Origin of the sequence: Croceicoccus sp. Ery5, assembly GCF_020985325.1 — a bacterium.
In the GTDB taxonomy this organism is placed as follows: domain Bacteria; phylum Pseudomonadota; class Alphaproteobacteria; order Sphingomonadales; family Sphingomonadaceae; genus Croceicoccus.
Genome location: NZ_CP087587.1, coordinates 1,086,512 through 1,105,906, shown reverse-complemented (window position 1 = coordinate 1,105,906; position 19,395 = coordinate 1,086,512). Strand labels below are relative to the sequence as shown.

21 protein-coding genes are annotated in these 19,395 nt (G+C 63.3%); 4 read left to right on the top strand and 17 right to left on the bottom strand.

Annotation, left to right across the window (positions count from 1 at the left end):
* The first annotated feature begins 25 nt into the window (after positions 1-25).
* Both LOZ74_RS05210 and LOZ74_RS05205 read left to right on the top strand, forming a co-directional pair.
* Entirely contained in the window at positions 26-673 is a 648-nt protein-coding gene (locus LOZ74_RS05210; protein ID WP_230281517.1) for a 2OG-Fe(II) oxygenase, read from the top strand.
* A 210-nt stretch (positions 674-883) separates the two neighbouring features.
* The gene (locus LOZ74_RS05205) at positions 884-1,150 is read left to right on the top strand and encodes a hypothetical protein (RefSeq protein ID WP_230293199.1); all 267 of its coding nucleotides are present in this window, start codon (positions 884-886) and stop codon (positions 1,148-1,150) included.
* Between the two features lie 118 nt (positions 1,151-1,268).
* Here the strand turns inward: LOZ74_RS05205 and rpmE are convergent, their stop codons facing one another.
* From rpmE to rpsB, 13 genes are all read right to left on the bottom strand, one after another.
* On the bottom strand, positions 1,269-1,493 hold the full coding sequence (rpmE, locus tag LOZ74_RS05200) for a 50S ribosomal protein L31 (RefSeq protein ID WP_230281519.1): 225 nt from the start codon (positions 1,491-1,493) through the stop codon (positions 1,269-1,271).
* A gap of 126 nt (positions 1,494-1,619) precedes the next feature.
* Positions 1,620-2,096, bottom strand: a complete 477-nt coding sequence (fabZ, locus tag LOZ74_RS05195) for a 3-hydroxyacyl-ACP dehydratase FabZ (protein WP_230281520.1) — start codon at positions 2,094-2,096, stop codon at positions 1,620-1,622.
* Between the two features lie 21 nt (positions 2,097-2,117).
* On the bottom strand, positions 2,118-2,786 hold the full coding sequence (locus tag LOZ74_RS05190; protein ID WP_230293198.1) for an OmpH family outer membrane protein: 669 nt from the start codon (positions 2,784-2,786) through the stop codon (positions 2,118-2,120).
* The gene (bamA, locus tag LOZ74_RS05185) at positions 2,786-5,377 is read right to left on the bottom strand and encodes an outer membrane protein assembly factor BamA (RefSeq protein ID WP_230293197.1); all 2,592 of its coding nucleotides are present in this window, start codon (positions 5,375-5,377) and stop codon (positions 2,786-2,788) included. Before bamA ends, LOZ74_RS05190 begins: the two co-directional genes overlap by 1 nt.
* A 304-nt stretch (positions 5,378-5,681) precedes the next feature.
* A complete protein-coding gene (rseP, locus tag LOZ74_RS05180) occupies positions 5,682-6,794 on the bottom strand; it encodes an RIP metalloprotease RseP (protein ID WP_230293196.1) in 1,113 nt (370 codons plus the stop codon).
* Between the two features lie 54 nt (positions 6,795-6,848).
* On the bottom strand, positions 6,849-8,003 hold the full coding sequence (dxr, locus tag LOZ74_RS05175) for a 1-deoxy-D-xylulose-5-phosphate reductoisomerase (protein WP_230293195.1): 1,155 nt from the start codon (positions 8,001-8,003) through the stop codon (positions 6,849-6,851).
* Positions 8,003-8,770: a phosphatidate cytidylyltransferase gene (locus tag LOZ74_RS05170; RefSeq protein WP_230293194.1), complete on the bottom strand. Its 768-nt coding sequence runs from the start codon at positions 8,768-8,770 to the stop codon at positions 8,003-8,005. The genes dxr and LOZ74_RS05170 overlap by 1 nt, the downstream gene beginning before the upstream one ends.
* Positions 8,757-9,401: a polyprenyl diphosphate synthase gene (gene uppS / locus LOZ74_RS05165; protein ID WP_230293821.1), complete on the bottom strand. Its 645-nt coding sequence runs from the start codon at positions 9,399-9,401 to the stop codon at positions 8,757-8,759. Before uppS ends, LOZ74_RS05170 begins: the two co-directional genes overlap by 14 nt.
* Before the next feature lie 68 nt (positions 9,402-9,469).
* Positions 9,470-10,027 (bottom strand): ribosome recycling factor, encoded by a 558-nt coding sequence (gene frr, locus LOZ74_RS05160; RefSeq protein ID WP_230281526.1) that lies wholly within the window; start codon positions 10,025-10,027, stop codon positions 9,470-9,472.
* A 50-nt stretch (positions 10,028-10,077) separates the two neighbouring features.
* The gene (pyrH, locus tag LOZ74_RS05155) at positions 10,078-10,797 is read right to left on the bottom strand and encodes a UMP kinase (RefSeq protein ID WP_230293193.1); all 720 of its coding nucleotides are present in this window, start codon (positions 10,795-10,797) and stop codon (positions 10,078-10,080) included.
* 119 nt (positions 10,798-10,916) lie between these two features.
* Complete coding sequence (locus LOZ74_RS05150; RefSeq protein WP_230293192.1) at positions 10,917-11,834, bottom strand: HAD family phosphatase; 918 nt, start codon at positions 11,832-11,834, stop codon at positions 10,917-10,919.
* Between the two features lie 181 nt (positions 11,835-12,015).
* Positions 12,016-12,939 (bottom strand): translation elongation factor Ts, encoded by a 924-nt coding sequence (gene tsf / locus LOZ74_RS05145; protein WP_230293191.1) that lies wholly within the window; start codon positions 12,937-12,939, stop codon positions 12,016-12,018.
* 144 nt (positions 12,940-13,083) lie between these two features.
* Positions 13,084-13,836, bottom strand: coding sequence for a 30S ribosomal protein S2 (rpsB, locus tag LOZ74_RS05140; protein WP_230293190.1), 753 nt, complete (start codon positions 13,834-13,836; stop codon positions 13,084-13,086).
* Positions 13,837-14,200: 364 nt separating this feature from the next.
* Here rpsB and LOZ74_RS05135 point away from each other — a divergent pair, with 364 nt between their 5' ends.
* Positions 14,201-14,461 (top strand): hypothetical protein, encoded by a 261-nt coding sequence (locus LOZ74_RS05135; RefSeq protein WP_230293189.1) that lies wholly within the window; start codon positions 14,201-14,203, stop codon positions 14,459-14,461.
* On the opposite strand, the gene LOZ74_RS05130 is transcribed toward LOZ74_RS05135, so the two are convergent.
* The 4 genes from LOZ74_RS05130 to LOZ74_RS05115 form a co-directional block, all read right to left on the bottom strand.
* Positions 14,421-15,281 (bottom strand): phosphatidylcholine/phosphatidylserine synthase, encoded by an 861-nt coding sequence (locus LOZ74_RS05130; protein ID WP_370638877.1) that lies wholly within the window; start codon positions 15,279-15,281, stop codon positions 14,421-14,423. The two genes, LOZ74_RS05135 and LOZ74_RS05130, sit on opposite strands and share 41 nt — an antisense overlap.
* Positions 15,281-16,033, bottom strand: a complete 753-nt coding sequence (locus LOZ74_RS05125; RefSeq protein WP_230281803.1) for a phosphatidylserine decarboxylase — start codon at positions 16,031-16,033, stop codon at positions 15,281-15,283. The genes LOZ74_RS05130 and LOZ74_RS05125 overlap by 1 nt, the downstream gene beginning before the upstream one ends.
* Positions 16,034-16,129: 96 nt before the next feature.
* The gene (locus tag LOZ74_RS05120) at positions 16,130-16,351 is read right to left on the bottom strand and encodes a hypothetical protein (protein ID WP_230281532.1); all 222 of its coding nucleotides are present in this window, start codon (positions 16,349-16,351) and stop codon (positions 16,130-16,132) included.
* A gap of 246 nt (positions 16,352-16,597) precedes the next feature.
* Positions 16,598-17,266: an OmpW family protein gene (locus tag LOZ74_RS05115; protein ID WP_230293188.1), complete on the bottom strand. Its 669-nt coding sequence runs from the start codon at positions 17,264-17,266 to the stop codon at positions 16,598-16,600.
* A 504-nt stretch (positions 17,267-17,770) separates the two neighbouring features.
* Between LOZ74_RS05115 and ccoN the strand changes: the two genes are divergently transcribed.
* Positions 17,771-19,387: a cytochrome-c oxidase, cbb3-type subunit I gene (gene ccoN, locus LOZ74_RS05110; RefSeq protein WP_370638900.1), complete on the top strand. Its 1,617-nt coding sequence runs from the start codon at positions 17,771-17,773 to the stop codon at positions 19,385-19,387.
* The last annotated feature ends 8 nt before the right edge of the window (positions 19,388-19,395 follow it).

Below are 19,395 nucleotides of genomic sequence, written 5' to 3'. Positions count from 1 at the left end.
TCGCCGCGCCATTATGGGCAGGCACATGGCCAGCGAAGCAATCGAACAGGCAGCTATCGTCAGCGCGCGTCTGCGCGAAACGCCGCATATCCAGCGGCTCCCTTCGCCCAAGCTGGAATTGTTCACCCTGCGCGATTTCCTGCCCGACGACGAACGCGCGCGGCTGATCGAGCTGATCGACCGGAACCGCCAGCCTTCGACCATTACCGACAGCAACGGCGACCATTATTTCCGCACCAGCGAAACCTGTCATTTCGACGAAAGCGATCCGGTCGTGACAAGGCTGGAGGAACGTCTGCTGGAATTATCGGGCATCGATGCCGTCTATGGCGAGCCGCTGCAGGGCCAGCGGTACGAGGTGGGGCAGGAATTCAAGGCGCATACCGATTATTTCGAGCCCAACGGGCGCGATTACGACGCGAATTGTTCGCGCGGCGGCAATCGCACATGGACCTTCATGATCTACCTCAACACGCCCGAGGCAGGGGGCGCGACGCGGTTCAAGGTGGCCAACAAGATGTTCCAGCCCGAAGCGGGCCGGCTGGTCTGCTGGAACAACCGCCGTGCCGACGGATCGCCCAATGCGGCCACGCTTCACCACGCGATGAAGGTGCGCAAGGGGCTGAAATATGTGATCACCAAATGGTACCGCGAACTGCCCTATCGCCAGTGAACGAAACCTCTGCCGTCGCCGCCGGACGAGCAGACGTCTTTTTGGTACGGCGCCAGGATCGAGGATGCATGTTTAGGTAATATTCCCTAAATAGTCTGCCAATGTTTTCTTAGTGACCTTCCCCCTAAAAAACAAGGGGAAGGGCAAGTCGAAGGGACTTGGCCAGATTGGCGGCCATCGGAAACGGCGCCAAGCACAACGGGGGAAGCGATGGAAGGGTTCGTTCACGAACTGGATGGTGTCGAAGAGGTCGAACTGGCCATGGCCGACCTCGTGGCGCTCACCCCCGTTTTGCCCGGCCCCGTTTTTCCCGGGCCCGTTTCGCCCGCGCCCGCCGCCGATGTGGCTGCTGCACCGACCTGCCCCGCCGCGCATGACGATGCGATCCGCATCTTTCGCGGACTGGTCTTTGGCTTGCCCGTCGCGGTCGGCCTGTGGGCGGCGATTTTTGGCGTTTCGGCCTATCTGATCGCCTGAACCCGATTGCCGCACCGGCTCGAGCGGCAAGCAAGCCCCGCATCAGAAACGCAAAAGGCGGCCCGCAGGGGCCGCCTTTCGTTTGTCAGCGCTGTGACAAAAGGCGCGCTGGCAGGGCTTACTTCTTGAGCGTAAGACCGCCGAACTTCTTGTTGAAGCGCGCCACGCGGCCACCTTCCTGAAGCTGCTTGGTGCCGCCGGTCCATGCCGGGTGCGAGGTCGGATCGATTTCGAGAGCAAGGGTATCACCCTCTGCACCCCAGGTCGAACGGGTCTCGAACACGGTGCCGTCGGTCATCTGCACCTTGATCATGTGGTAATCGGGATGGGTATCGGCCTTCATGGCAATTATTCTCCGCGTGTTGCATCCGGTTCCGACCGGACACTCGGGTTTATATAAACCGGGTTTCAGCAAAGGCGGGCGCATAGCGCCGCGCGTCGATTCTGGCAAGAGCCTAGGGGAAACGCCCTATTTCTCGATCATCGCGGTGAACTCGACGTCGCAGGTCACCTCGCCGTCGATGGAGGCTTCGCCCTTGAACTTGCAGATCCGCGCGCGGCGCTGCACGAATTCGACCTTGAGATCGAGGAGATGGCCCGGTTCCACCATCTTGCGGAACTTGGCATTTTCGATCGCCAGGAAATAGACCAGCTTGCCCGTTCCGGCGAGGCCCAGCGCCTCGACCGCGAGCAGCCCCGCGGCCTGCGCCAAAGCCTCTATCTGCAGGACGCCCGGCATGATCGGACGGCCCGGGAAATGGCCCTGAAAGAAATCCTCGTTGAACGAGACTGCCTTGACCGCGTGAATGCCGGTTTCCGGATCGAGCGACACCACACGGTCCACCAGCAGCATCGGATAGCGATGCGGCAGCAGCTCGAGGATGCGCGGGATCGCCATTCCGGCGACATTATCCGTTCCGGCGGGCGGGGAGGACGTCTCGCTCATCGATGATCTCTCCGGCTGGCTTTAGCGACCGGCCGGTGCGGCAGCGGCGGGCTGCTGCGCCTGCTGCTGGGCGGCAGCGGCTTCGCGCTGGGCGCGCGGCATCCAGCCGGCGGGCGGCACCAGCTGTGCGTTCGGGATCAGGCGGTTCAGCTCGTTCACCACATCCTGATTGAGGTTATAGGCCTGTTCCGCCGAAATCACCGCGCTGGGCGAGATGACGAGCGTGATCTTGCGCTTGGCCTTGGCCGCATCCATCGCGGCAGTCAGCTGGTCGGAAATCTGTTCGACCACATAGGCGCGCGACAGCGCCACGGGCTGCAGCATGCGGTTGATTTCGGCCTGGCCCGACTGTTCGATCTGCTGGATCTGCGCGGCCTGCTGCTGCAGCGCCTGACGGTTGGGGCTGGCGGCCTGCGAATCCGCTTCCAGCTTGGTGTACAGCGGTTCAAGCTGCGCTGCGATCTGCGCGCGGCGCGCCTCTGCCTGGTCGATCTGCGCCTTATAGGTCGTCTGGCGCTGCGTTTCGGCGTTCTGGAACGCGCTGGACGCGGCGACGATCGCGTCGGGATTGGCAATCGCGATGCCGGGGACGATCTGTGCCGCGGCAGGGGCCGACAGGGCGATCATCGACACCGGAGCGGCACCGAGGGCGAGAGCGGCCAGAACCGCTTTGGGGGCATTGAGTTTCATCAGAATTGCGTTCCTACATTGAAGCTGAAGGTCTTGGGATCATCGCCTTCGACTTTGACGAGAGCCTTCGAGAAGTCGATCCGCAGCGGACCGAACGGTGAATTCCAGTTGACGCCGATACCCACGGCCACACGCGGCTTGGGGCTGTCGCCGACATATTCCTCGACGAAGACCAGCTCGTTATCGCTGCCATCGGGCGCGACCGGATTGGTGACATAGGAATAGCCGGTGGCATTGCCTTCGTCGTCGACCGAATCGATCTGGTAATAGATGTCGTTCACTTCCGGATCGGTCAGGCCCCACACGGCGCCCACGTCGACGAATACCGAAGGACGCAGGCCCATTTCGCGCGCGCCCGAGCCCAGCGGGATCTCCATCTCGGCGCGGGCCATGTAATAGGCGCGGCCACCCAGCGCGTCGTCGGTCCAGTTGTCGCGGTCCTCGCTCACCTCGCCGTCGATCACTGCCTTGCGCAGCACGCGCGGACCGATGCCGCGAATGTCGAAACCGCGCATCTGCGGCTCGCCAAGGAAGAAACGGTCGGTCAGGCGGACATCGTCGGTAAAGGGCTCGTTATTGTCCTCCAGCGCGTGGATATAGCCGCCCTCGCCCTGGACCGAGAAGATGAAGCCCGAACCCAGACCCCAGTATTTCGCGGCGTTCACGCGGCCGCGCAGATATTTCACATTGCCGCCAAGGCCCGCGAAATCGACATTGCCGACGATGCGGTGCCCGCGGCTGGGCCGGATCCGGTTGTTGAGGTTGTCCCACACCAGAGACGCGCCAAGGATCGAGCTGGTCCGCTTGCCCAAAGCGTCGCACAGATAGCGGCCCGCGATCAGCGGATCGCAGGTTTCGATACCGTCGCCATCGGGATCGGAGAAATACTGGTCGCCCAGCGACACATCCTCGAAATTCAGCGTATAGCGCCCGATCACCGTGAGATATTCGCTGAGCGGCGTGCCCGCACGCAGCGAGAAGCCGGTGGTCTGGTTTTCGTACGTGTTGTTCCGCTCGTTCGAATAATAATTGAAGCTGTTGTAATCGCGGCGATAGATATCCGCCCCGAACGAGATATTGCGGTCGAACACATAGGGTTCGGTAAAGCTGACCTGCGCCGCCTTGGAATAGCGGGAATAGTTGAGCGACAGGCCCACCGTCTGCCCCCGCCCGCGGAAGTTCCGCTCGCGGATGGAGCCTTGCAGGATAAAGCTTTCGAGGCTGGAGAAACCGGCCGACAATTGCAGCTCGCCGGTCGGGTTTTCCTCGACATTGGCGATCAGGTTGATGCGGTCGTCGGCACTGCCGGGTTCCTGCGCAATCTCGAAGTTTTCCTGAAAGAAGCCCAGCGAGTTGATGCGGTTGGTCGAACGGCGCACCTGCAGAGAGTTGAACGCATCACCCTCGGCCAGACGGAATTCGCGGCGGATCACCTTGTCCTGCGTCAGCGTATTGCCGTTGATCTCGATCTTTTCGACATAGGTGCGCGGCGCCTGGTTGATCACGAATTCCACGCTCATCGTGCGGTTCTCGGGATCGCGGTCGTAACGCGGATCGACCGTGGCAAAGGCATAGCCGAACGCGCCGATGGTCTCCGACAGACCCTCGATCGTATCCTCGACCTGCTGGGCGTTATAGAATTCGCCGGTCTTCATGGTCAGCTGGCGCGTCAGCACTTCGGAATTGAAGTCGCGCAGCTGGCTGTCGACCGAAACGTCGCCGTATTTGTACCGTTCGCCCTCTTCCACCACATAGGTGATGATGAAGTCCTTCTTGTCGGGCGTAAGCTCGGCCACGGCGGATACGACGCGGAAGTCGACATAGCCGTTGGTCAGATAGAACTGGCGCAGCTTCTGCTGGTCGAATGCCAGCTTGTCGGGGTCATAGCTGGTGTTGCCGGAAATGAAGGAGAGGAAGCCGGTCTGCTTCGTCAGCATCTCGCCGCGCAGCTCGCCGTCGGAAAACTCCTCGTTCCCGATGATGTTGATCTGGCGGACCTTGGACTTGGGCCCCTCGCTGATCTCGAACACGATATCGACGCGGTTCTGGTCAAGCTGCACCGCCTTGGGTTCGACCGTGGCGGCGAAACGGCCCTGCCGCTTGTACAGCTCGATAATGCGGTTGACGTCGGCGCGCACCTTGGACCGCGTATAGATCTGGCGCGGCGCCAGCTTGATCTCGGGCAGGATCTTGTCGTTCTTGAGGCGTTTGTTGCCTTCAAGAATGATGCGGTTGATGATCGGGTTTTCCTCGACCTGAATCAGCACCTGACCGTCGGTTTCGGAAATCTTGACGTCGCCGAACAATTCGGTCGCGTACAGATCCTTCAGCGCCTGGTCGGCGCTGGCCTGCGTATAGGTCTGGCCCGGACGCAGCTGGATATAGGACATGATCGTCTGCGGCTCCAGCCGCTGGGCGCCCGCTACCGAAATGGTGCGGATGACATTGCCTTCGGGCACGGTCGGCAGCGCCTGCGAGCCGGGAGCGATCGACGGCGCCTCTTGCGCGAGGGCCGGAACGCTGAGTGCCGAGGTCGCCAGCAGGGCGCCCAGCATGCCAGCACCGGCCAGTCCCGACGCGGTTTTATTCATGCCTGCCGCTTTCGCCATCGGCGATCCATCCCGTCTTATCATGCGCAATACTCGATCCTGACACTTCGCGGTGCAAGCGCACCGGCGGGTTTTGTCCCCATCCCGCGTAAAAACACCGGCCCAAGGGGCATCTCCGCATCCTGAAAACCGCGCGGTTCACCGATAGGCCTGACCCCGGCGGGATTCCGGATGCGGGCCATCTGCCCGATGCGGCGACGGCGATCAAGACAAAGCCCCCGCTTATCCGCGATGCCCGTTCGTCCGGTCGCATCGCTGCGGCGCCCCGTCGCCCCGACGGGCGCGGTCAGCTGAAAATATTGAGCGAGCTGATGTCGAGGATCGTGACAAAGACCATCAAGGTCAGCACGAGCGCCATTCCGGTGCGGAAAGCCCATTCCTGGCCCTTTGCGGATATCGGTTTCCGACGGACAGCCTCCGCCGCGTAAAAGGCGAGATGCCCGCCGTCGAGCGCCGGAATTGGCAGGAGGTTAATGAATGCCAAGTTAATTGAGATCATCGCGATGAAAGAGATGAACGCATACCAGCCCGAGATCAGCTGTTCGCCCGAATATTTGGCGATCTTGATCGGGCCGCCCAGCTCGCTGACAGGGCGGCGACCGGTGACGATCTGCCACAGGCCCACCGTGGTCAGGTGCAGCAATTGCCCCGTGGTCCGCGTCCCTTCCCATAAGGCGCCCAGCGGCCCCACGGGCACGGCATGGCCTTCCACGGCCAGAACGCCGATGCGGCCAAGGCGGAATTCGTTTCCGAAACGGTCGCGTTCGATATGGGTGTCGATGTTGAAACTGATCTCGCGCTCTTCCCCGTCGCGCAGCACGGTCAGGGTCATCGGTTCGCCGGGATAGGGCAGCACGCGGTCGCGCACATCGTCGAATGTTTCGACGGGCGCGCCGTCCACCCGCACCACGCGGTCGCCCAGTTCCATGCCGGCGGCCAGCGCGGGCGAATCCTCGACAAAACCGCCGACGACGGGGTCCGCGACCAGCTTGCCGAAGGCCATGGTGAAACCCGCGATGATCAGGATCGCGACCAGCAGGTTCGTCACCGGCCCTGCCGCCACGATCGCCGCGCGCGCACCCAGCGATTTCGACTGGAAGGTCCGGTTCCGCTCTTCCTCGGGCAATTCGAGCCATTCGTCAGACGGTTGGCTGGCGGGGTTCATGTCGCCCGCGAACTGGACATAGCCGCCCAGCGGCAGCGCCGACAGTTTCCAGCGCGTGCCGCGACTGTCGGTAAAGCCCGCGATTTCCTTGCCGAAACCGACCGAAAACGCCTCTGCCTTTACGCCGAACCAGCGGCCGACGAGATAATGGCCCAGCTCGTGCACCACGACCAGCGGGGCAAGGACGAGAAGAAAGCCGATAATGGCCGTGAAAATAGACGGATTTTCGAACATCGGTCGCCTTTACTAGCCCGCCCCGTTGCGCGGTCCAAGCAGGAAATGCAGCGATCAGGCCGCTTGCAGCAATGCCCGCGCCCTGATGCGCGTCTCGCCATCGACTAGCAGAACATCGTCGAGCGATGCGGGCGGCGGCGGAAGCGTCCCTTGCTGGAGCATATCCTCGGCCATGGCGGCGATGCGGGTGAAAGCGATCTGCCCGTCCAGAAAGGCGGCCACCGCAATCTCGTTCGCAGCATTCAGAACGGCGGGCGCGGCCCCGCCATGGGCCGCCGCCTCGCGCGCGAGGCGCGTCGCGGGGAAGCGAACCTCGTCCGGAGCGCGGAATTCCAGCGTGCCGATGGCAGCCAGATCCAGCGGGTCGCATGGCGTATCCATCCGCGCGGGCCATGCCAGCGCGCTGGCGATGGGCACGCGCATGTCCGATGGCCCAAGCTGTGCCAGTGTCGACCCGTCGCGATATTCGACCATGGAATGGACGATGCTTTGCGGGTGAACGATGATGCGCAGCCGGTCCAGCCCCACGGGGAACAAATGGAACGCCTCGATAAATTCCAGACCCTTGTTCATCATCGTGGCCGAATCGACGCTGATCTTGGCGCCCATCGACCAGTTCGGATGCTTTACCGCCTGCGCGGGGGTGGCTGCGTGCAATTGTTCCATGCTGGCATCGCGGAACGGCCCGCCGCTGGCGGTCAGCGTGATCCAGCGCACATCGCTGATCCGCCCGCCCTGCAGGCACTGGAAGATCGCATTATGTTCGGAATCGACCGGCAGCAGGGTCGCGCCGTGGCGCTGCACGGCGGCGGTCATTACCTCGCCCGCGGAAACCAGCGCTTCCTTGTTGGCCAGCGCGATGGTGCCGCCCTGTTCGATCGCGGCCATGGTGGGAGCCAGCCCCGCACAGCCGACGATGGCGGCAACGAACATGTCGACCGGACGCGACGCCGCCTCGACCAGCGCGTCCGCGCCGCCCGCAGCCTCGATCCCGCTTCCGGCCAGCGCATCGCGCAGGTCGGGCAGGCAGGCTTCGTCGGCGACGACCGCGACCGCCGCGTTGAATTCGCGCGCCAGCGCCGCCAGTTCGCGCACATTGCAATTGGCCGACAGCGCGACCACGCGCCAGTCCGCCGGATTGCGGCGCACAAGGTCCAGCGTCGACGCGCCGATGGAGCCGGTGGCCCCCAATATGGAAATCGTCCGCATTACAACACGTACATGAAGAGCAGACCGACCAGAATGGCAACAGGCAACAGCCCGTCGATCCGGTCGAACACGCCGCCATGGCCGGGGATCAGCCCCGACGAATCCTTCATCGCCGCCTTGCGCTTCATCCAGCTTTCAAAGAAATCGCCCGCCTGCGCGGCCACCGCCAGCACCGCGCCCAGCACCACATAGAGCGCGCCCAGCGGGGCGAACAGCAATTCGGGCACGCTCTGCCCGCTTTCGCCGTCGGCCCAGACCAGCACGGCCATGATGATCCACAGGAACAGCGCTGCCCCCGTCATCCCGCCGACCAGTCCCGACCATGTTTTCGACGGGCTGATGCGCGGCGCGATCTTGGGCCCGCCGAACGTGCGCCCCGCGAAATAGGCGCAGGTGTCGGTAAAGATCACGACGCCCATGATCACCGGCAGCGCGTCCAGCGGCAATTCCATCAAGAGCCACGCGGCAAGGCCGATATACAGCACGCCGCCCGCCATCCAGATCGCCTTGGCGAACACCGATATGCCGCGCGCGCGCACCATGCGCTGCCATTCCCAGAAACAGGCCAGCGCCACCGCGCCGATCAGCACGCGCACGGCCATGCCGCCGATCCAGAACGCCAGCGCGACCACCGCCAGCATCACCACGGCCGAGGCCGCGCGCTTGGGCAGATCCGACGTGCGCACGGCCAAAGGCACGCGCATCGCGCGCATCAGCCGGTCGCGCCTGCGTTCCGGCAATCCGGGCGAGGTTTCAGCGTCCGCCATAGCGCCGCTCGCGGCCTGCGAAGCTGTCCACGGCTTCCTGAAAATGCGCGGGCGTGAAATCGGGCCAGAGCACATCGGTGAAATACAATTCGGCATAGGCCGATTGCCACAGCAGGAAATTCGACAGGCGGATTTCGCCGCTGGTGCGGATCAACAGGTCCAGCGGCGGCAGGTCCGCCGTGTCGAGATGCGCCGAAATGCTGTCGACCGTCACCTCGCCCGATGCGGCCGCAGCCGCGGCGGCGCGGGCGATTTCCTGTTGCGCGCCGTAATTCAGCGCGACCGTCAGCACCGTGCCGGTATTATGCGCGGTGCGCGCCAGCGCATCGTCGATAAGGGCCACGGCCTCCGGCTCGAACGCCGAATGGTCGCCGATGATGCGAAGGCGCACGCCATTTTCGATCATCTCGCCAAGGTCGGACCGGATGAAATGCTTCATCAATGCGGTCAGATCGGCAATTTCTTCCGCCGTGCGCTTCCAGTTTTCCGAACTGAACGCATAGAGCGTCAGCGCCTCTACCCCCGTGCCGCGCAGCGAACGGACCAGCCTGCGCACCGCTTCCACGCCCTTTTTGTGCCCCATGGCGCGGGGCAGCAGGCGTTTCTTGGCCCAGCGCCCGTTGCCATCCATGATGATGGCAACATGGCGCGGACCACCGCCATCGCAGCCGGCCACGGAAACCGAAGGCGCAGCCTTGCTCACTGGCTCAGGATTTCCTTTTCCTTCGCCTCGGCCGCCTTGTCGGTTTCGGCCACATATTTGTCGGTCAGCTTCTGGACCTCGTCCTCGTGACGCTTGCGCTCGTCTTCCGAGATTTCCTTCTTCTTCTCGTCTTCCTTCAGCGCTTCCATACCGTCGCGGCGGACGTTGCGGATCGCGATCTTCGCGGCCTCGGCATATTTGCCCGCCAGCTTGGCCAGATCGCGGCGGCGTTCCTCGGTCAGATCGGGGATCGGCAGGCGCAGCGTCTGCCCGTCGATCGACGGATTGAGGCCGAGGCCCGCATGGGCGATGCCCTTTTCCACCGCGATCACGTTCGACTTGTCCCACACCTGCACCGACAGCATGCGCGGTTCGGGGGCGGAGACGGTCGCCACCTGGTTCAGCGGCATCATTGCGCCATAAACCTCGACCACCACGGGATCGAGCAGCGAGACGTTTGCACGGCCGGTGCGCAGACCCGCCAGATCGCCCTTAAGCGATTCCACGGCCCCTGCCATGCGGCGTTCCAGATCGGCCTTATCGAATTTGGCCATGGTTCAAGTTCCTCTCGGTTCGAAACAAAGGGGTATGAAACCCCGCTAAATCAGCTGTTGCCCACCACGGTCTGCACGCCCTCTCCCGCCAGCACGCGGGCCAGATTGCCCCGTTCGCGGATGGAGAACACGACGATGGGAATGTCGTTGTCGCGGCACAGGGCGACGGCGCTGGCATCCATCACCTTCAGATTGTCGGCCAGCACCTTGTCGTAACCCACGGTTTCATAACGCGTTGCCGATGCGTCCTTCTTGGGATCGGCATTGTACACGCCGTCGACGCTGGTCCCCTTGAACAAGGCGTCACAACGCATTTCCGCCGCGCGCAGGGCTGCGCCGCTGTCGGTGGTGAAATAGGGCGCGCCGACACCGGCGGCGAAAATCACGATCCGGCCCTTTTCCATATGCCGTTCGGCGCGGCGGCGGATCACCGGTTCGCAAACCTGATCCATCTGCACGGCGGATTGCACCCGCGTTTCCACGCCGATCTGTTCCAGCGCGCTTTGCATGGCCAGCGCATTCATCACCGTTGCCAGCATGCCCATGTAATCGGCCTGCGCGCGGTCCATGCCCTTGGCCGCGCCCGCCATGCCGCGAAAAATATTGCCGCCCCCGATCACAAGGCAGATTTCCAGCCCCGTTTCCTTGGCCGCCTTCACCTCTTGCGCCAACTTGGCGACGTAATCGGTATCGATGCCAAAGGGCTGATCGCCCATCAGCACTTCGCCCGAAAGTTTCAGGAGGATGCGTTTGAATTGCGGAAGGGGCATGAAGGACGATCTCTGCGCGATGTCGGTGGGTGTGTTCGGGCCTTAAAACCGCCGCGCGCGAAAGCCAAGGGCGCTGTTGGCGGCGTCCTCTGCAAATTCCGGACTAATCCGCCGCGCCATCAGGCGAATATGCTGGCCCAGTCGTCCTTCATGCTGACTTTGGTGATGCCGTATTCCCCGGCCCTGTCCAGCGCCTCGGCCAGCGGGCTGAGCAGGAAATCGCGGTCATAGGCGAATTCGCGGGCGTCGTCGTCATGGTGCAGCAGCAAGGCCATGCGCGCGCCCTCTCCCGACAAGGTATAGCGCATCATCGCCAGATCGCCGTCGGAATTGCCGAACGCCAGTATCGGCCGCCGCCCGATATGCAGCGCGATATTGACAGGCTTCACCTCGCGGTCGTCAAAGCTGTTGAGGCTGGCCTGCTTGACGATCACGCCCGTATCGCCGCGCATTTCAAAGGCAAGCTGCTGGCTGGACCCGATCACGCATTCGCGCGGTATGCCATAGGCCTGTTCGGAAAAGCCGCGGATCACGTCGATCCCGCCGCCCGAGACGATAAAATTCCTGAAACCGTTGGCCCGCAGATAGGCCAGCAATTCGATCTGCGGTCGGTATGTCAGATCGACGAAGCGCCGCCCCAGCACCGGATTGGTCGCGCGGCCCAGCCATTCCTGCACGATGGCGGCGAACTCCTCCTCGGTCGATCCGCCATGCACCGCGGTCAGCACTTCCAGCAGGGCGCGTTTGCCCAGTTCCTTCATGCGCGGAACATCCCGTTCGGCATAGGCCTTGAACGGATCGCGGGCGGCGATGGCGGGATCGCGCGCGATCAGCGCGTCCAGACGCTCCTGCGCGAAAAAGCACTGCGCCAGAACCGGCCGCTCGCACCACAAAGTGCCGTCATTGTCGAATGTCGCGATCCGGTCGGCGGGCGGCACAAAGGCAGGCCCGTCGGGATCGGTGACCCGCGTCACGAAATTCACGATCGCGCTGCGGGCGGCACCCTTGCGCCACGATGGAAGCGGTTCTTGTGTCACGGGCGGCCCCTTTGTTTGCCATTTTGGCCGGTTTTGGGGCCATCGCGGGCGGCGCGGCAATCGGGGGTTACCCTGATGGCCGGCCCGAACAGGGAAGCCCGCCAAAACAAACGGGCCGGAAAGCGCAAATGCTTTTCCGGCCCGTCCATTTGTTCCGCAAAGGAACCGCGTGGCTGAAAGATCAGCCGCCCACGGCAGCGGCGACTTCGGCTGCGAAGTCGCTTTCTTCCTTCTCGATGCCTTCGCCGAGCTGGAAGCGGACATAGTCCTTCAGCACGATCTTGGCACCCGCAGCCTTGCCGGCCTCGTCGATGACCTGCTGGATCGGGGTCTTGTTGTCCATCACGAAGATCTGCGACAGCAGGGCGTTTTCCTTGGCGTATTTCGCCACGGCGCCTTCGACCATCTTTTCCTGCACGTTTTCGGGCTTGCCGCTTTCGGCTGCCTTTTCACGGGCAACGGCACGCTCACGCTCGATCACGTCGGCGTCAAGGCCATCGGCGGTCAGCGCCTGCGGGAAAGCCGCAGCGATGTGCTTCGCCAGCTTGTCGCCAAGGTCGAGCAGGGCTTCGGTCGGAGCCGAGCTTTCCAGCGCGACGACAACGCCGATCTTGCCGAGGTTCGGAGCGGCCGCGTTATGCGTATAGGTCGCGATCGCGCCCTCGCTTACCGAAACCGACTTGATGCGGCGGATCTGCTGGTTTTCGCCGATGGTGGCAACATTGTCCGTCAGCTTTTCGCCAACGGTGGTGCCGCCGGGATAGGCAGCCGCCTTCAGCGCCTCGACATCGTCGCCGTCAACGCCCAGCGCAACCTGCGTGGCGGTGCGCACGAAGTCCTGGAACTGCTCGTTCTTGGCGACGAAGTCGGTTTCCGAGTTGACCTCGACCGCAACGCCCTTGGTGCCTTCTACGGCCACGCCGACCAGACCTTCGGCCGCGGTGCGGCTGGACTTCTTGGCAGCGGCGGCAAGGCCCTTGGCGCGCAGGAAATCGACAGCGGCTTCCATGTCGCCGTCGGTTTCGGTCAGTGCCTTCTTGCAATCCATCATGCCCGCGCCGGTCTTCTCGCGCAGGGCCTTCACGTCAGCGGCGGTGTAAGCCATCGCTCATGTCCTTTTTCAAATGTGATGCCCGGCAGGCAGCATGATGCTGGACCGGCCGGGCAGAATTTCCGTGCGGCCGCTTCTCAAGCAGCCTTCCATGACGCGGGCATGACGCAACCGGCCATGCCCCGCATCACCCATGGATCAACCGGCGACTTCTTCCGCGACCGGCTCTTCCATCGCGCCGATGTCGACGCCGGCATCCGCTGCGCCCTTCTGGCCGCCGCGACGTGCAGCCTCGGCAATGGCGTCGCAGTACAGGCGAACGGCACGGGCCGCATCGTCGTTACCCGGGATCGGGAAAGCGATGCCCGACGGATCGACATTGGTGTCGAGGATGGCGACGACCGGAATACCAAGCACATTGGCTTCCTTGATGGCCAGTTCCTCGACATTGGCGTCGATCACGAACATCACGTCGGGAATGCCGCCCATGTCGCGGATGCCGCCCAGCGAAAGCTCGAGCTTGTCCCGCTTGCGGGTCATGTCGAGGATTTCCTTCTTGGTCAGGCCCGAGGTGTCGCCCGACAGCTGTTCCTCGATCGTTTTCAGCTTCTTGATCGACTTCGACACGGTCTGCCAGTTGGTCAGCATGCCGCCCAGCCAGCGGTGGTTCACGAAATACTGGCCCGAAGCGAGCGCGGCTTCGCGGATCGGGTCCTGCGCCTGCCGCTTGGTGCCGACGAACAGCACCTTGCCGCCCGCCTGCGCGGTGGCCGACACGAAGTCGAGCGCGCGCTGGAACAGCGGCACGGTCTGCGACAGGTCGATGATGTGAACACCGTTGCGGGCGCCGAAGATATACGGCTTCATCCGCGGGTTCCAGCGGTGGGTCTGGTGGCCGAAGTGTGCGCCGGCCTCGATCAATTGCTGCATGGTGACGCCAGTGGACGCCATAATCGTTTCCTTTCCGGTTTGACCTCTGGAAGGCGGATGACCCGCAGGCCGTGGCCCGCGCGGCACCGGTTGATGTGTGCCTTCCATGTGGATTTGCCCGCCTGACCGGCCCGGGAAATCCGGACGCAGAATCATGCGAACGGCGCGCCCTTAGCGGCAATCGCAGGCAATGGGAAGCCCCGATGCGTTACGGGGCGCCGGACGGTCCGCATGCTACGGGCCCGATGACAGGCTTGACAGGTCGGAACAAAAAGTGAACAAGGACATCAGACAGTCAATTACGTATCAATGCCTAACGTCACATTTCCGGATCGCCTGCGTTCTATAGCAGCAAGGCGGATGGAACAAAAGGGGATCGTAAACCATGACCGATTTTCTGACCGGCGATCTTGTCGCGATCGCGCCCGTTCTGACCTTTGCCGCCATTGCGCTGGGCTGCGCATGGGGCGTGCGCAGCATGCTGATCGAAATGCTGGCGGATTACCGCGCACTGGACGCGGCAAGTGCAGCGCCGGTGGCTCAGCGCCGTGACTGCGCCGGGAAAAAGGCCGAGATCGTGGAACTTCCGGTCCGCAGGCAGGCCGTCAGCCCGCTGCCGAACGCTCCGCTGCGCGCTGCTGCTTGACCTTGCGATAGCGCCAGAGGCCATAGGGGATCAGCGCGATATAGACGACGCAGACCGCCACCAGCGTCAGCCAGGGTTCCAGCAGCAATGCCGCGCCCAGCAGGCCGACAAAGGCGATCAGCTCGATCCGCACCGACCGGCCCGGCTTGATCGACGTCCAGCTCAGCGTGGCAAGGTTCGAGATCATCAGGAACGCGATCAGCACGACCCAGACCGCGACCAGCACCGGATCGCGGAACATCGCCTCGCCCGTCGCCATCCACAGATAGAGCGGCAGGAACGCCAGCCCCCCGCCCACCGGCGCAGGCACGCCGGTCAGGAAACCGGCGGATTTATGGGGCTGATCCTCGACGTCGATCTGCGCGTTGAAGCGCGCCAGCCGCAGCATGCAGCACATGGCCAGCGCCAGAGAGGCAAACCAGCCGATGCGCGGCAGATCCTCCAACGACCAAAGGTACAGGATCAGCGCGGGCGCCACGCCGAACGAAAGCGAATCGGCAAGGCTGTCGAGTTCGGCGCCGAACCGGCTTTGCGCGCGAAGCAGGCGCGCGATCCGCCCGTCGATCCCGTCAAGCGCGCCCGCCATCAACACGGCCAGAACCGACATCGACCATTGGCCCGCGATGGCGAACTTGATGCCCGTCAGCCCCAGACACAGTGCCGCCGCGGTGATCGCATTGGGCGTGACCGCCCGCATCGACAGGCCCCGCGTCCGGCGGCGCGGCACCGCCCGTTCGCCATGGGTAATGCGCGGACCGATATCGCCGTCCGCACCATTCGGGTCGTCGAAAAGATCGTCGCTGTCGGACGGGCCGTTCATCAAAGGGCGATACCTTCGATCAGCTTCGTCTGTCCGATGCGCGCGATCACGGTTTCGCCCGCGATCGTCTTTTGCCCCAGCACGACCGACGGTTCCGTGTTGGCGGGCAGATAGACATCGACGCGGCTGCCGAACCGGATCAGGCCCACGCGCTGCCCCGCCGCCAGCATGTCGCCGGGCTTGACGAAAGGCACGATGCGCCGCGCGACCAGCCCCGCGATCTGCGTAAAGCCGACCAGCACGCCATCCTCGCGCTCCATCAGGAAATGCTGACGCTCGTTATCCTCGCTCGCCTTGTCCAGATCGGCGTTCATGAACTTGCCGGGAATATAGACCAGACGGCGCAGCGTACCCGAAATCGGGGCGCGATTGATGTGGACGTCGAACACGGACATGAAGATGGAAACGCGAATGACCTCTTCGGTTCCAAGCCCTGCCGAGCCCGAACCGTCGTCCAGTTGCAATTCGGGCGGCGGCGGCACCTTGCGGATCAGCGTGACGAGCCCGTCTGCGGGCGCGATGATCGCATCGGGGTCCTGCGGCACCACGCGCTTGGGGTCGCGGAAGAATGCGAATACGCCAAAGGTCAGCAGCAAGAGCGGCCAGCCGACGATCTCCCAGTCGAGCCCCAGCAAGAAGCCCAGCGCGATCACGCCGGAGATCAGACCGTATTTGCGGCCTTCGGGATGGATCGGCGGCCAGCTCCAGCCAGCTTCGCCGCGTCCTTCATTATCGAGTATTTCACCTGCCATCATCGCCATCTAGGGCCTGCCAGCCGTAGCGGCAAGCGCGATGGCCATGCGAACCCACGATCTTGTTGCGCGCAAGCGGTAGCGGCAAAATGCGTGCTAGCCGCGTTCGGCCAGCGGGTTGATCCGCCAGAAACCGCCACCCTGCCGGTCGCGTTCCAGCGTGCAGACCAGATGCTCGCCGCTCCATAATTCGGCGCGGCGCCCGTCCATCTCGTTACGCAGGACCGACAGGGCGGAGCTGGCGTCGATCCCTTCGAAGTCGATAAATTTCTCGATCCCGATGCCATCGTCGGTCAGCTTCAGGCGATAGCTTTGCATGATGGCGATCCCTTTCCCGGCGGTGGCGAACCGGCCTGACCTGATCCGATATGGCCAAGTCCCGGCTCCAGTCCGTCCCCCGCGACTCGAGCCGGAACCGCTGCCTGACTAGACGCTTGGCAACGGGGGCGCTGTATCAATTGGTACAGGCCCCCGTTTGGCCGGCATCCGTTCGTCAGGCATCCGTTCGTCAGGCCCCGTTCGTCAGCCCCCCGTTCGTCAGGGGTCGCCGTGCGCGCGATCCGGTCAGAACCGGTAGCTGAGACCGGCGCTGAGCACCCACGGATCGAGCTTGTGCGTGGTCTGGATCACCTTGGTCCCGTCCACGTACCATTTGGCATCGGTGTCGATGAAATAGCGCTTGGCGTCGAGGGTCACGCCCATCGGTCCATCGCCCAGCGGAATATCGACGCCCGCCTGCAGCGCAAAACCCAGCTCGTTCGACATCTTGAACCTGTCGACGCCCAGATCGACCGCGGTCGAACCCGGCTTTTCGTCGATCCACAGGAACAGCGACGGGCCCGCCCCGATATAGGGCTTCACCGCGCCCAGATCGGCATGCAGCTTGGCCGTGACGGTCGCCGGGATCAGCTTGGCGTTGGACACCAGTTCCGCGCCGGGAATGCCGCTGGTCGCATCGACATCGTGCTGGGTCAGGCAGCAGATCGTTTCGACCGACAGATAATCGGTTAAGAAATATTCGATCGCCAGCGTGGGCACGAAATTGTCGTTCGCCTTGGTCTGCGTATCGGCGGGCAGCCCGACCAGATCGGTGTCGACATCGGTGATCTTGCCGTCGGGCATCACGGCGGTGCCCAGCAGCTTGACCTGAACCGTACCGGCTTCCTGGGCCTGCGCGTGGCCCGCGGCCATGGCAAAGACGGCCGCAGCCGCCGCGAACAGGGTCTTTTTCATTATCGCGTCCTGAACCTTGTGATGAAAGCGACACGGCAAGGCACGCACCATGCGGCCTGTTCGAACCGCGTCGCCTGCCCGGCCAGATGCGCCCGCCCCGCCCCGCATTCATTGACGCATATCAATGATCGCGGCGCGCAATCGGGTCAGGGGTTTCCGCATGATGACGACCATTCCCATGCGCCCGGCCCGGCCCGCGATGCCAATTCGCGGCTCTTGCAGCCTGTTGCGGTGCATCCGGCCATCCGGCAGCCGATTTGCGGCATTGGCGCGGCGTGTCCTGTCCTCCCGATCAGGGTTAGCCCTGAGATCGGGCAGGCAAATCCCGCCCCCGCCCCGACAATTTCGCGTCGCAGGCTGAATGGGGCTGGACCTTTCAAATTTGCTTTGGATCAATGCGGCCACGGGTCGCGCCGCCTAGTCCGACAGGACAAGGCGGAACGGAGGACTCTTTTCATGCAAGCGGAATCGGCAGTCGGACGCGTCATCCTATGGTTTGGCGTGATGCTTCTGGCCGGGTTTGTCGCCCTGGTCACACCGGACAAGGGCTTTGCCGCCCATGCCACCATCATTGCCCTTGTCGGTTTCGTACTGATGTGGGTGTCGGCCGCGCGGTTCGATCCCGCGTCAAAGGCGCGCAGCTTTTTCAAAATGCCCGCCAATACCGGCATGTACGATGACGATCCGGTCCGCTGGGGCGTGATCGCGACGATGTTCTGGGGCCTTGCCGGATTGCTGGCGGGCGTGTTCATCGCGCTTCAGCTGTCGTTCCCCTGGCTGAACCTTGAACCCTATCTCAATTTCGGGCGCCTGCGTCCGCTGCACACCAGCGCGGTGATTTTCGCATTCGGCGGCAATGCGCTGATCGCGACCAGCTTTTACGTGGTGCAGCGCACCTGCCGCGCGCAACTGGCCTTTCCGGCGCTCGCCCGTTTCGTGTTCTGGGGGTATCAGCTGTTCATCGTGCTGGCCGCGACCGGCTATCTCCTCGGCATCACGCAGTCCAAGGAATATGCCGAGCCGGAATGGTATGTCGATCTGTGGCTGACAGTCGTCTGGGTCGCCTATTTCGCGGTGTTTGTCGGCACGATCCTGAAGCGCAGCGAACCGCATATCTATGTGGCGAACTGGTTCTATCTGGCGTTCATCGTCACCATCGCCATGCTGCATATCGTCAATAATCTGGCGGTCCCCGTCAGCCTGATGGGCACGCGCAGCTATTCGCTGTTCAGCGGGGTTCAGGACGCGCTGACCCAGTGGTGGTACGGCCATAACGCGGTGGGCTTTTTCCTGACCGCGGGCTTTCTGGCCATGATGTACTACTTCGTGCCCAAACAGGCCGAACGTCCGGTCTATTCCTATCGCCTGTCCATCATCCACTTCTGGTCGCTGATCTTCCTCTATATCTGGGCGGGTCCGCACCACCTTCACTATACTGCCCTGCCCGACTGGGCGCAGACGCTGGGCATGGTGTTTTCCGTGATGCTGTGGATGCCCAGCTGGGGCGGCATGATCAACGGGTTGATGACGCTGAACGGCGCGTGGGACAAGGTGCGCACCGATCCGATCATCCGCATGATGGTGATGGCGCTGGCCTTTTACGGCATGTCCACTTTCGAAGGGCCGATGCTGTCGATCAAAAGCGTCAACAGCCTGTCGCATTATACCGACTGGACCATCGGCCACGTCCATTCCGGCGCGCTGGGGTGGAACGGCATGATCACCTTTGCCTGCATGTATTACCTGATGCCGCGCCTGTGGAAGCGCGAGCGGATGTATTCGCTGCGCATGATCAACTGGCACTTCTGGCTCGCGACCACCGGCATCGTTTTCTATGCCGCCAGCATGTGGGTCGCAGGCGTGATGCAGGGCCTGATGTGGCGCGAATACGGCCCCGACGGCTATCTCGTCTGGTCGTTCGCCGACACGGTTGCCGCCATGTTCCCGATGTATGTGCTGCGCGCGTTCGGCGGGCTGCTCTATCTCTCGGGCGCGCTGGTCATGTCCTATAATTTCTGGATGACGCTGGCGGGCAGGCTGCGCGACGAAGCGCCGATGCGCGACGCGGCATACGACCCGCAGACCGACCGCCCCCTTCCCGCTGCCGTTCCGGCCGAATGAGGAGCCAT